Here is a 12,085-nt window from a genome sequence, read left to right as displayed (position 1 = left end):
TACGGGAGACGGACATGAACGCCCTCGATCAGCAGCTGCTCGACGCCGCACGCACCGGCGACACCGATTCCGTGCGGACCGCGGTCGAGGGCGGCGCCCGGGTGGACGTCCGCGACGGGGAGCTGCGCACCCCGCTGCTGCTGGCCGTGCACGGCGGTCATGTGGAGGCCGCCCGGCTGCTCGTCGACGCGGGCGCGGACCCCGACGCGCAGGACAGCCGGGAGGAGAGCCCCTGGCTGGCCACCGGGGTCACCGGCAGCGTCGCGATGCTGCACGTGCTGCTGCCGGCCGGTCCGGACCTGAAGCTGTGCAACCGGTTCGGCGGGATCGCGCTGATCCCGGCGAGCGAGCGGGGCCACGTCGCCTACGTACGGGAGCTGCTGCGGGTCACCGACATCGACGTGGACCACGTCAACCGGCTGGGCTGGACGGCCCTGCTGGAGGCCGTGATCCTCGGCGACGGCGGCCGGGCGCATCAGGAGATCGTCGAACTGCTGCTGGCCGCGGGCGCGACGCCCGGGCTGCCGGACGGCGACGGTGTGACGGCGCTGGCGCACGCGGAACGCCGCGGCTTCACGGAGATCGCCGCGCTGCTGCGGGGCGCACGGGACGCGGAGGACACCCGGTGAGGGCCCGGCGGGCGGTGCTGCTGCTGGCCGCCGCGGCCGCGCTCGCCGGCTGCGCCACCGGGACCACCGGCGCACCGGACGGGAGCGCGGCCGCGAAGAGCCCGGCCGCGACGGGTCCGGCGGTCACCCCCTCGGTTCCGGCGGCGGCCGGGAACACCCCCGACGGCACGCTGCTCGTCGCCGACTTCGGCGGGGACACGGTGACGTTCGTCGATCCGGAACGCGGGGCGTTCGACCGGGTCGAGGTCGGCACCGCCCCCTACGGTCTGGTCGTCGGGGACGACGGCCGGGCCTGGGTGGCCACCGCCGAGGGCGTCGCGGTCGTCGACACCCGGACCCGCACCCGGCCGGCCCTGATCCCGTACGAGACGGAGACCGGGCCGGTCACCACGGGCGAGTACCGCGGCGGCGGCATGGGCATCGCCCTGGCGCCCGACGGCCGGCACGTCTACGTGGGCGTCAACGTGCCCGGTGCCGAGGGGGTGCTGGAGGTGATCGACACCGGGTCCCGGAAGGTCACCGGCACCGCCCCGGTCGGCCGCCGTCCCTTCGACGTGGACGTCTCGCGCGACGGCGCGGAGGTGTACGCCACCGGCCACGACTCCTTCGACGTGACGTCCGTGCGCACCGACACCCTGCGCACCCGGCGCATGGAGGTGGCTCCGTACGGCACCGAGGGCGGTCTCGGCTCCTGGCTGAAGCCGCACTACGCGGCCGTCCGGCCGGCGGACGGGAAGCTGCTGCTGCCGTTCGAGGGCGAGCGGCTGGCCGTGCTCGACCCGCGCACCGGCAAGGTCGCGATCGAGCCGATGACGGCCGGCACCCACCAGCACGGTGCGGCCCTGGCCCCGGACGGCACGCTCCTCGTCGTCGGCACCGGACCGATCGCCTCCGACGACGAGGAGGCGTCGCTGACGGTCCGGAAGCCGGACGGCTCCGAGCGCGTCGTCCCGCTGGACGGTCCGCACGAGGACGTGGCGGTCTCCGGGGACGGCCGCACGGCGTACGTCACCGGCGGCTTCACCCGGGACGGGTACTGGAACGGCATCACGGTCGTGGACCTCGCAGGGAAGAGCGCGCCGGTCCGGCTGGCGGCGGGCGAGCGGCCGTTGGGGATCGCGGTGCTCTGACGGCCGGGGGCCGGGGCTCCCCGCCCCGGTCAGGCGCCTCCGGACTCCGACATTCCGCACATAGGATCACCGGTGTGGATCATCGACCTCCGGCATCCCGCACGGCCCGCGGCCCCCGCACGGCAGGGGCGGCCGCCCTGCTGCTCGCCCTCGCGGTCCTGGCCCCCGCCTGCACCGCCGGGACCGGCGGGGTCGAGGGGAAGCCGGGTGCCTCCGGTGTGCACGATCCGTACTTCCCGAAGCTGGGCAACGGCGGCTACGACGTGACGCACTACGACCTCACCCTCGACGTCGACCCGGACGAGCAGACGCTGCGCGGAACCGCCGAGATCACCGCGCGGGCCACCCAGGACCTGAGCTCGTTCAATCTCGACCTGGCCGGGCTGACCGTCGATTCGGCGACCGTGGAGGGGCGTCCGGCAGCGGTCAACCGGGCGGGCGACGAGCTGACGCTGCGTACGGACGCCGGGGTCGAGGACCGGCTCCACAAGGGCGAGACGTTCCGCACCGTCGTGCGCTACTCCGGCTCCCCGCGGACCATCACCGACGCGGACGGGTCCGAGGAGGGCTGGCTGCCGACCGACGACGGCGCACTCGCCCTCGGGGAGCCGACCGGGTCGATGGCCTGGTTCCCGGGCAACCACCACCCGGGCGACAAGGCCTCCTACGACCTGAAGGTCACCGTCCCCGAGGGACTGGCGGCGGTGTCCAACGGGGTGCCGGCCGGCCCGCCGGTGACCTCGGGGGACCGCACCACGTACCGCTGGCACACCGCCGAACCCATGGCGAGCTACCTCGCGACCCTGGCCGTCGGCCGCTTCACGACCAGGACGTCGGTCATGGCGGGCGGCATCACGGTGTTCACCGCCGTGGACCCGGAGTCGGCGAAGGCGAGCGCGGCCACGCTGGCCCGCGTCCCGGAGGTCGTGAAGTGGGAGGCGGAGCACTTCGGCCCGTACCCGTTCTCCGCCACCGGCGCGATCGTGGACCGCAAGGACGACGCGGGCTATGCGCTGGAGACGCAGAACCGGCCGTTCTTCCCCGGGCCGCCGAGCATCGGGCTGCTCGTCCACGAGATGGCGCACCAGTGGTTCGGCGACTCCGTCACGCCCGAATCCTGGCGCGACATGTGGCTCAACGAGGGTCTGGCGACGTACGCGGAGTGGCTGTGGGAGGAGGAGAAGGAGGACACCCCGGCCCAGGACTCCTTCGACGAGGCCTATGACGACGACGCCAACTGGGCCTTCCCGCCGGCGGATCCGCCCGGCGCCGCGGACATCTCGGAGCAGCCGGTGTACGGGCGCGGGGCCATGGTGATCCACAAGATCCGCGAGGCGGTCGACGACGACGAGGAGTTCTTCGCGCTGCTGGCCGGCTGGACGAAGGCGCACCGGCACGGCAACGCCTCGACGGCGGACTTCACCGCCTATGTGGAGAAGACGACCGGGCAGGATCTGTCGGACCTGTGGAAGAGCTGGCTGTACGGCAGGAGCCGGCCCGCCGCGGACGGCTGACCGGCTCCCGGGGCAACGCGTTGGGTGTTACTTCACGTTGACGCCGGCCCAGGCGGCGCTGACCGAGGCGAGCTCGGCGCTGTCCGCCCCGTACAGGTCGGTCGCCGCCTTCTCGGTCGCCTCGCGGGCGGCCGCGTAGTCGGTGGTCGACGTCATGTACTCGGAGAGGGCCTTGTACCAGATCTGGACGGCCTTGTCCCGGCCGATGCCGGTGACGGTGGAGCCGTCGGAGGTGGGGGAGTCGTAGTCGACGCCGTTGATGGTCTTCGCGCCGCTGCCCTCGGCCAGCAGGTAGAAGAAGTGGTTGGCGACACCGGACGAGTAGTGGACGTCCAGGTCACCGACGCTGCTGTCCCAGTAGTCGGCCGAGCCGCCGTCCTTGCTGGGCTGGTCCATGTAGCGCAGCGGGGTGCCGTCACCGTTGATGTCGATCTTCTCGCCGATGAGGTAGTCGCCGACGTCGGTGGCGTTGTCGGCGAAGAACTCCACCGAGGTGCCGAAGATGTCGCTGGTGGCCTCGTTGAGGCCGCCGGACTCGCCGACGTAGTCGAGGTTGGCGGTGGAGGCGGTCAGGCCGTGGCTCATCTCGTGGCCGGCGACGTCGAGGCCGGTGAGGGCGCTCTTGTTGTCGGCGCCGTCGCCGTACGTCATGCAGAAGCAGCTGTCGTCCCAGAACGCGTTGACGTACGCGTCGCCGTAGTGGACCCGGGAGTAGGCGGCCTTGCCGTCACCGGCGATGCCGTCGCGGCCGAGCGCCGACTTGTAGAAGTCCCAGGTCTGCGCGGCGCCGTAGTGGGCGTCGACGGCGGCGGTCTGGCGGTCGTTGCCGGTGCCGTCGCCCCAGGTGTCGTCGTCGTCGGTGACGAGGTCGCCGGTGCCGCTCTCGCCCTGGTTGAGGTCGTACGTCTTGTGGCCGCCGCGGTCGCCGTCGGTCAGTTCGAAGCCGGAACCGGACGCGGTGGTGGTCAGGTCGACCTTGCCGCTGTACTGGCTGTTGCCGACGCCGGCGGTCTCGATCTCCTCGTAGCTGTGCAGGACCTTGCCGGTGGTGGCGTCGGTGATGATGCGCTTGCGGCTCGGGGTGCCGTCCTGCTGCACGCCGGTCTTCACCGACTCCAGGGCGAGGACGGGCTTGGAGCCTCCCGCCCAGATCACCTTGCGGGCGCCGGCCACCGTCTTGATCTTCGCCGTCGTGGACGGCACGGATATTTTGGCGTTCGTCGCCTTGGTGACGCTCTTGAGCTTGCCGTTGCCCGTGGTGTGGGTGACGAGGTCGCCGCCGAGGACGGGCAGCCCGGCGTAGGTGCGCTCGTAGCGGGTGTGGACGGTGCCCTTGGCGTCCTTGATCACGTCACGGGCGATCAGCTTCTCCTGGCTGCCGAGCCCCAGCGAGTCGGCGGTCGAAGAGGCGTCGCTCTGGGCCGACTTGATGGCGGACGTCCGTGCGGAGGCGCTGTTGAAGGCGGGCGAGGTGGTGCGGGGAGAAGCGGAGGGACCGTCACCGGGGGTGTTCGGGTCGGCGTTCGCCGCACCCGTCTGCACTCCGACGACGACCATCGCGGCCACGGCGGCCAGGGCTGCGGCGCGACGGGTGTTCATGTGGGGGGTCATGCTTTCTCCGTTGCTCGTTCCGTGGGGGGTTACGAGCGGAGAGCGTGCCACCGAATGACCAGCTTTGACGGTGTACCAACAATTACCTCACAATTCTTTGACCAGTTCTTGTCCGACTGGGGCAGGACTGTGTCCGCTATCCGGCGGACTTCCTTCGATTGGGCAAACACGCGTGGCGTGCGCTCCGTTGGCCGCGATCAGTGGTATAAGGGCACGCCTAAGCCCCCGGCCGCAGGACGTTCGGCCGGGGGCTTCGGTGGGGCTGGGTGCTGGACGTCAGAGGCTGACGCCGAAGTCCTGCGCGATGCCGCGCAGGCCCGAGGCGTAACCCTGGCCGACGGCACGGAACTTCCACTCGGCGCCGTTGCGGTAGAGCTCGCCGAAGACCATGGCGGTCTCGGTGGCGGCGTCCTCGCTCAGGTCGTAGCGCGCGATCTCGGCGCCGCCGGCCTGGTTGAGGATGCGAATGTAGGCGTTCCGCACCTGGCCGAAGTTCTGGCTGCGGGTCTCGGCGTCGTAGATCGACACCGGGAAGACGATCTTGTCGATGTCGGCCGGCAGGCCCGCCAGGTTGACGTTGATCTGCTCGTCGTCGCCCTCGCCCTCACCCGTGACGTTGTCACCGGTGTGCACGATGGTCTGGTCCGGCGTCGACTTGTTGTTGAAGAAGACGAAGTGGCCGTCGGAGAAGACCTTGCCCGCCGTGTTGACCGCGATCGCCGAGGCGTCGAGGTCGAAGTCGGTGCCGGTGGTGGTACGGACGTCCCAGCCGAGGCCGACCGTGACGGCGGTGAGGCCGGGGGCCTCCTTGGTGAGGGAGACGTTGCCGCCCTTGGACAGGCTTACTGCCATGGGAAGTCCCTTTCATCTTCGGGTGCGGGCTTCGTGCCATCACGAAGCTACCGTCACAGTTCATAACGCAGGCAGGGGACCGTGAGGTTCCTTCCGCCTTTACTTTCTTTACCGAACTGATGACGGGGCGCGGCAGACGGCGGACGGGATACGTCAGGGGCGCGTCAAAAGAAGGTGACGTACCCCCGGCGGGACAGGGAACATGGGTGTCATGTCCGGGCCCTATGTCATCCGCGGTGCCGTCCTCCTGCCGGAGGCCGAGCTCATGTGGCGTTTCTCGCGGTCCTCCGGGCCCGGGGGACAGCACGTCAACACCAGCGACTCCCAGGTGGAGCTGCGCTTCGACCTCGCGGCGACCGAGTCGCTGCCCGAGGTGTGGAAGGAACGCGCGCTGGAGCGGCTGGCGAACCGGCTGGTCAACGGCGTGGTCTCGGTCCGCTCCTCGGAGCACCGCTCGCAGTGGCGCAACCGTGAGACGGCCGCCGTGCGGCTCACCGCCCTGCTGGCCGAGGCCACCGCGCCGCCCCCCAAGCCGCGCGTGAAGCGCAAGATCCCGCGCGGGATCAACGAACGCCGGCTGCGCGAGAAGAAGCAGCGCGCCGACACCAAGCGCGGCCGCTCCGGCCGCGACTGGTAGCGGGCGGCCCGCGGCCGGTCCGGTTCAGCCCAGCTGCCGGTAGCGCCCGCGGAAGTAGGCCAGCGGCCCGCCGTCGCCGCTCGGCAGCTGCGCGCCGAGCACCCGGCCGATCACCAGCGTGTGGTCACCCGCCACGATCCGCTGCTCGGTGCGGCACTCCAGTGTCGCGAGCGCGCCCCCGACCAGCGGTGCGCCGGTCACCTCTCCCCGTACATAGGGGATGTCCTCGAAGAGCAGCCGGTCGCTGATCCGGCCCTTCATGGCGAACCGTCCCGCGATGTGCCGCTGGCTCTCCGACAGTACGGACACGGCCCACAGCGGCTGTTCCGCCAGCAGGTCGTCCATCCGGGAGTCGTTGCGCAGGCTCACCATGACCAGGGGCGGGTCGAGCGACACCGACATGAAGGCGGTCGCCGTCATGCCGACGTCCTCGCCGCGGCCGTGCTCGTCGAGCGGCGGCTCCTGGGCGGTGATCAGCACCACTCCGGCTGCCAGCCGGGCAAGGGCGCCGCGGAACTCGTCGTTGCTCACCCCCTCAGCATGGGGGACGGGCTCGGTACGCGGGACTGGGGGCTTCGTCTGCAACACACCGGGAACGCTAGCCGCGTACGGTGGGGCCCCGCATCGGGCCAGGGGACCAGCCAGGTCCTAGGACCTGCCGTCCCGGGCGGGTCCGCCGGAGGATTTGCGTTTTTGCGTTCAAGAAAAGGACGGACCACTTGGGGGCGAGACCGGGACCCTTCACCATCTGTTGTGACTTGAGTCACAGAGCGCAATATTTGTTGACCCTGTGTACCGGGTGCACAGCTCACTGTGATTCAGTGGCCGTGACACTGCAGTAAGTACGTCAGGTACGTCGATATGAAATCTGGAGTGCTGTCGAGGTCTCGGGGAGTGCGAGCGATGGAGGCCGAGTCGGAGCCGTACGTCCGTCTTGCGACGATGCGGCAGCTGCATCAGGCCGTGGCCGATCTCAACACGGCGCGGAGCCTGGCCGACACACTGCAGACCGTCGCCGACGGAATCGTCGCCGGTCTCGGCTACGAGCTTGCCTGCGTCAACCTCGTCCGCCCCGACGGTGACCTCGTCGTCGCCGCCTTCGCCGGCAACAGCGCCGCCGAGGCCCTGATCACCGGCCGCGTCGGCTCCCGCGAATCCTGGGAGCGCCGGCTGGGCATGGGCGAGATATGGGACGAGCTCCGTTTCATACCCCACACCGACGGATGGGTCCTCCTCGACGACGACGTCCCGCAGTGGCACACCGAGGGCCCCGAACCCCGCTTCGAGGACGAGTGGCACCCGCAGGACCGGCTCTACGCACCGATGTACGCCTCGGGCGGCGGCCTCGATCTCCTCGGCGTCATATCCGTCGACCGCCCCCGCAACGGCCGCCGGCCCGGTGCCTGGGGCCGCGAGGCGCTCCAGATGTACGCGTCCCAGTCGGCCATTGCGATCAGTAACGCCAGGCTCCGGGCAAACATGCAGCGCGCCCTGGTCCGCCTGGAGCGCGAGCAGCAGGCGCTGCGGGCCAGTGAGGAATCCTTCCGCCAGGCCTTCGAGTACGCCCCCAGCGGCATGGCCATCGCCGAGCTGGGCGGCGACCAGCACGGCCGGCTGCTGCGCACCAACGACGCCCTGTGCCGCCTGCTGGGCCGCCCCGCCTCGGTGCTGCGCCGCTACTCCTTCGCCGACCTGGTCCACCCCGAGGACATCGGCACCCTGCTCAGGACCTCCGCCGAGGGCGGCCGCGCCGAGCTGCGGCTGGGCCGCAGGGACGGCAGCTGTCTCTGGGTCTCGCTGCGCAACTCCGTCGTCGCGGACACCGCGGACGGGCCGCGCTTCCTGCTGACGCACGTCGAGGACATAGAGGAGCGCAAGCGCCACGAGCTGAACCTCGCGCACCGCGCCTCGCACGACGCCCTGACCGGGCTGCCCAACAGTGCGGAGCTGCGGGCCCGGCTCGGCGCCCGGCTGTGCGAGCGTCCGCACTCGGTGGCGTCCACGGACGTCGAGGCGCTCGACGCGGCGTACGGCGATATCGACGAGGCCCGTGTGCACGGCTTCCCCTCCGAGGCGTTCGACGCCGGGCGGAGCGTCGCCCCGTACGACCACCATGTGCATTCCGTCGCACCCGACACGTCGGGCGACGACGGGTCGAAGGGGCTCGCGGTCCTCTTCTGCGATCTCGACGGCTTCAAGTCGATCAACGACCGGTTCGGCCACCACACGGGTGACGCGGTTCTCATCGAGGTGGCCCGGCGGCTCACCACGTGTGTCCGCGACGGGGACACCGTCGCCCGGCTCGGGGGTGACGAATTCGTCGTTCTCGCGGACGGGCTCGGGGCGGCGGACGCCGCGGACCTGGCCGTACGCCTGCGTAACGCCATCATTCCGCCCATTCGGGTCGACGGCCGGGCGGTGCGGGTCGGGGCGAGTTTCGGCATCGGCTGGGCCGCCTGCGGGATGACCGCCGAAGAGGTGCTGCGCTCCGCCGACCAGCGGATGTACGTCGAGAAGCGGTCCCGGTCGAAGGTTCACCGCAGGGCCGGCTGACGTTCGCCGGCGCTTCGCACCGCGGGTTCCGCGTGTACCCCACCCCGGTTCCCGCCGCACCTCCGGCAATTCTTGGTGACGGCCGTTCGGGGTAGGCTCGGCCGGTCGGCGACGGCTGACTGCATACGGCGACGGCTGGCGACATGGTGAGGAGTGACCCAGGGATGGCCGGGAACAACGGCGCGAGCACACCCGAGGACGACGATCCGTTCGGCTACCTCTACGAGGACGGGCGGGCAGCCGGCGCACAGCCGCCGGGTGGTCAGGGCGGCTACGGCTACCCGGGTCCCGCCGCGCAGCCGGGCGTGCCGCGGACCTCGTACAACCAGGTGCGGACCGTCGGCGAGCGCCAGTACGGCCAGCAGGTGCCGCAGCAGCAGGCGTACGGGCAGCCGCAGGCGCCCTACGGCCAGCCGAACCAGCAGTACGGCCAGCCGAACGCGCAGTACGCGGCCCCGGAGACGCACCCCGGTGGCGCCCCCACCGCGCAGGTGCCGCACCAGGGCGGCCGCGGCAGTGGCGGCGGCCCCGGCAAGGGCGGACCCAACACCAAGGGCCTGCTGATCGGTGCGGTCGCGGTGGTCGCGGTCGTGCTCATCGGCATCGGTGCCGCGCTGATGACGGGCGACGGCGACAAGGGCGAGAAGAAGGACGACGCCGCGACCTCCTCCGGCGCGGCCGGACAGGTCGAGGAGTCCCCGAAGCCCGAGCAGAGCGCCAGCTCCGAGGCTCCCGTCGAGCTCCCGAAGCAGGACGCGGCCTCGCTGAAGCTCGGCGGTGACGCGGGGCTCGACAACACCGTCAAGGGCGCCAAGAGCAACAACGGGCAGTACATCAACCTCAACGCGGTCGGCAGGTCGGCGACCTGGTCGGTCGAGGTGCCGCAGGCCGGCGAGTACACGCTGTTCGTGACGTACGGCGTGCCGGGCAAGGACGCCAAGACGTCCCTGACGGTGAACTCCGAGGACCCGCGCTCCATCAACATGAAGAACTTCGCCAACGCCCCCGAGGGCGATCTGGAGAAGGGGTGGACGACGACGTACGCCTACGTCAACCTCACCAAGGGCCCGAACACCCTGATGATCTCCTGCAACGACGGCGACCAGTGCGACGCCAATCTGGACCAGCTGTCGCTGAAGGCCGGTCACCAGACGCGCTGACCCGCCCCGCCCGTACGCACGACGGCCCCCTCGCCATTCTCGGTGAGGGGGCCGTCGGCGTCCCGGACGCTCAGCCCATCAGGGCGAGGAAGCCGGCCACCGTCGCGGCCATCGCCTCGCGGCCCGGGGCGATGTACTTGCGCGGGTCCACGCCCGCGGTGTGCTCGGCCAGGTGGGCGCGGACGGCTCCGGTGAACGCGGTGTTCAGCGCCGTGCCCACGTTGATCTTGACCATGCCGGAGGCCGTGACCGCCCGGCGGATCTCCTCGTCCGGGACGCCGCTGGAGCCGTGCAGCACCAGCGGGACGGGAACGGCGTCGCGCAGCCGGCCGATCAGCCCGTGGTCCAGGGCGGCGGTGCGCTCGGTCATGGCGTGCGAGGAGCCGACGGCGACGGCGAGCGCGTCGACGCCGGTGGCGGCGACGTACGCGGCGGCCTCGGCCGGGTCGGTGCGGACGCCGGGGGCGTGGGCGTCGAGCGGGGCCTCGCCCTCCTTGCCGCCGACCTTGCCGAGCTCGGCCTCGATCCAGATGCCACGCCCGTGGCCCCAGGCGACCGCGGCGGCGGTGGCCCGCACGTTCTCCTCGTAGCCCAGCTTGGAGGCGTCGAACATCACCGAGCCGAAGCCCTCGTCGTGCGCCTGGTGGAGCAGTTCCACGGACTCGACGTGGTCGAGGTGGAGGGCGAGCGGGGCGGTGGAGGAGCGGGCGACGGCTGCGGCGGCCGCCGCGACGGGGCCGAGCCGGCCGCCGTGGAACTTCACGGCGTTCTCGGAGATCTGCAGGATGGCGGGGGCCCCGGCGCGCTCCGCACCGGTGGCGATGGCCTCCGCGTGCTCCAGCGTGATGACGTTGAAGGCGGCGATTCCGCGTCCCCGGGCCTGTGCGGCGGAGACGAGTTCACCGGTGGTGACGAGCGGCATTGCGGACCTCTGTCGATTCCTCGGGCCCGTGGGAGGACCCGGTGGGGGAGCGGCGCTCAGGCCGCTCCGGGTGCGTGTTCCTCGATACGGACGCGCGGCAGCAGTTCCTCGTACGCCGCACGGTCGAACTCACCGGCCGTGGGGGAGAGCACGGTCGCCGTCGACAGTGCCACCGCCCGTCGCAGCCGGTCCGGCCAGTCCAGGCCCTCCACGAGTCCGGACAGCAGTCCGGCCACCGCGGAGTCGCCTGCCCCGGTCGGGTTGCCCTTCACGGGCGCGGGCGGGGACGCCTGCCAGCTGCCGCCGGAGGCGACCGCCAGCATGCCGTCGGGCCCCAGGGAGGCGATCACCCCGTGGGCGCCGCGGCGGCGGGCGTCGCGGGTGGCCCGCAGGGGGTCGCGGGAGCCGGTGAGCTGGGCCAGCTCACCGGCGTTCGGCTTGATCAGGTCGGGGCGGGCGGCGATGCCGCGGCGCAGCGGCTCGCCGCTGGTGTCGAGCAGGACGGGGACACCGGCGGCGCGGGCGAGGCGGACCAGTTCGGCGTAGGCGCCGACGTGGATGCCGGGCGGCAGGCTGCCGCACAGGGCGACCGCGTCGGCCGTGGCGAGCAGGTTCCCGTACGAGGCGAGGAAGGCGGTCCACTCGTCGGCGGTGACGTGCGGTCCGGGTTCGTTGAACTGGGTGGTGTCGCCGGTGGCCCGGTCGACGACGGCCAGGGTGCGGCGGGTGTCGCCGGACACGGGGACGAGCGCGTCGGTGACGGTCGCGGGGCCGGCCGGGAGGGCGGCGAGCAGCGCGCGCAGGACGGCTCCGGTGGCGCCTCCGGCGAAGCCGGTGACGACGCTCTCGTGGCCGAGGGCGGCCAGCACCCGGGCGACGTTGACGCCCTTGCCGCCGGGGCGCTCGGAGAGGTCGGTGACCCGGTGGCTGGAGTGCGGGACGAGTGCCGGGACGCCGTACGTCAGGTCGAGTGCCGTGTTCAGCGTGACCGTGAGGATCACCTCGGCCGCCCCCTCGATCCGTGTGGAGCGCGGATCCCTTGCCAGAACGCGCTTTCCCCGTCTGTTTCCCTGGCGA

At 71.8% G+C, this 12,085-nt stretch carries 11 protein-coding genes; 6 read left to right on the top strand and 5 right to left on the bottom strand.

Annotated elements, in window-relative coordinates:
• Window positions 1–14 precede the first annotated feature (14 nt).
• The 3 genes from OG521_18225 to OG521_18215 all read left to right on the top strand — a co-directional run bounded on the left by OG521_18225 (window position 15) and on the right by OG521_18215 (window position 3,273).
• Window positions 15–629, top strand: coding sequence for an ankyrin repeat domain-containing protein (locus OG521_18225; protein WUW22626.1), 615 nt, complete (start codon window positions 15–17; stop codon window positions 627–629).
• Window positions 626–1,759, top strand: coding sequence for a hypothetical protein (locus OG521_18220; protein WUW22625.1), 1,134 nt, complete (start codon window positions 626–628; stop codon window positions 1,757–1,759). Before OG521_18225 ends, OG521_18220 begins: the two co-directional genes overlap by 4 nt.
• Before the next feature lie 74 nt (window positions 1,760–1,833).
• Window positions 1,834–3,273 (top strand): M1 family metallopeptidase, encoded by a 1,440-nt coding sequence (locus tag OG521_18215; protein ID WUW22624.1) that lies wholly within the window; start codon window positions 1,834–1,836, stop codon window positions 3,271–3,273.
• Between the two features lie 27 nt (window positions 3,274–3,300).
• On the opposite strand, the gene OG521_18210 is transcribed toward OG521_18215, so the two are convergent.
• The gene (locus tag OG521_18210; GenBank protein ID WUW22623.1) at window positions 3,301–4,884 is read right to left on the bottom strand and encodes a M4 family metallopeptidase; all 1,584 of its coding nucleotides are present in this window, start codon (window positions 4,882–4,884) and stop codon (window positions 3,301–3,303) included.
• Window positions 4,885–5,160: 276 nt separating this feature from the next.
• Window positions 5,161–5,736, bottom strand: a complete 576-nt coding sequence (locus tag OG521_18205) for a TerD family protein (GenBank protein ID WUW22622.1) — start codon at window positions 5,734–5,736, stop codon at window positions 5,161–5,163.
• A 202-nt stretch (window positions 5,737–5,938) separates the two neighbouring features.
• Between OG521_18205 and arfB the strand changes: the two genes are divergently transcribed.
• Window positions 5,939–6,373, top strand: coding sequence for an alternative ribosome rescue aminoacyl-tRNA hydrolase ArfB (gene arfB / locus OG521_18200; GenBank protein ID WUW22621.1), 435 nt, complete (start codon window positions 5,939–5,941; stop codon window positions 6,371–6,373).
• Between the two features lie 24 nt (window positions 6,374–6,397).
• Here the strand turns inward: arfB and OG521_18195 are convergent, their stop codons facing one another.
• Window positions 6,398–6,961, bottom strand: a complete 564-nt coding sequence (locus OG521_18195) for a flavin reductase family protein (protein ID WUW22620.1) — start codon at window positions 6,959–6,961, stop codon at window positions 6,398–6,400.
• Window positions 6,962–7,276: 315 nt separating this feature from the next.
• Here OG521_18195 and cdgB point away from each other — a divergent pair, with 315 nt between their 5' ends.
• Window positions 7,277–8,926 (top strand): diguanylate cyclase CdgB, encoded by a 1,650-nt coding sequence (cdgB, locus tag OG521_18190; GenBank protein ID WUW22619.1) that lies wholly within the window; start codon window positions 7,277–7,279, stop codon window positions 8,924–8,926.
• Between the two features lie 164 nt (window positions 8,927–9,090).
• Entirely contained in the window at window positions 9,091–10,086 is a 996-nt protein-coding gene (locus tag OG521_18185) for a carbohydrate-binding protein (protein ID WUW22618.1), read from the top strand.
• Between the two features lie 70 nt (window positions 10,087–10,156).
• Here the strand turns inward: OG521_18185 and OG521_18180 are convergent, their stop codons facing one another.
• Window positions 10,157–11,008 (bottom strand): class II fructose-bisphosphate aldolase, encoded by an 852-nt coding sequence (locus OG521_18180; protein ID WUW22617.1) that lies wholly within the window; start codon window positions 11,006–11,008, stop codon window positions 10,157–10,159.
• Between the two features lie 56 nt (window positions 11,009–11,064).
• Window positions 11,065–12,009 carry a 1-phosphofructokinase family hexose kinase gene (locus tag OG521_18175; GenBank protein WUW22616.1) on the bottom strand — a complete coding sequence of 315 codons (945 nt, stop codon included), beginning with the start codon at window positions 12,007–12,009 and terminating at the stop codon, window positions 11,065–11,067.
• Window positions 12,010–12,085 lie beyond the last annotated feature (76 nt).

Origin of the sequence: Streptomyces sp. NBC_01463 (genome assembly GCA_036227345.1) — a bacterium.
Taxonomy (GTDB): domain Bacteria; phylum Actinomycetota; class Actinomycetes; order Streptomycetales; family Streptomycetaceae; genus Streptomyces.
Note: the sequence above shows the minus strand (reverse complement) of the source record. Positions and strands in the feature narration are given on the sequence as shown.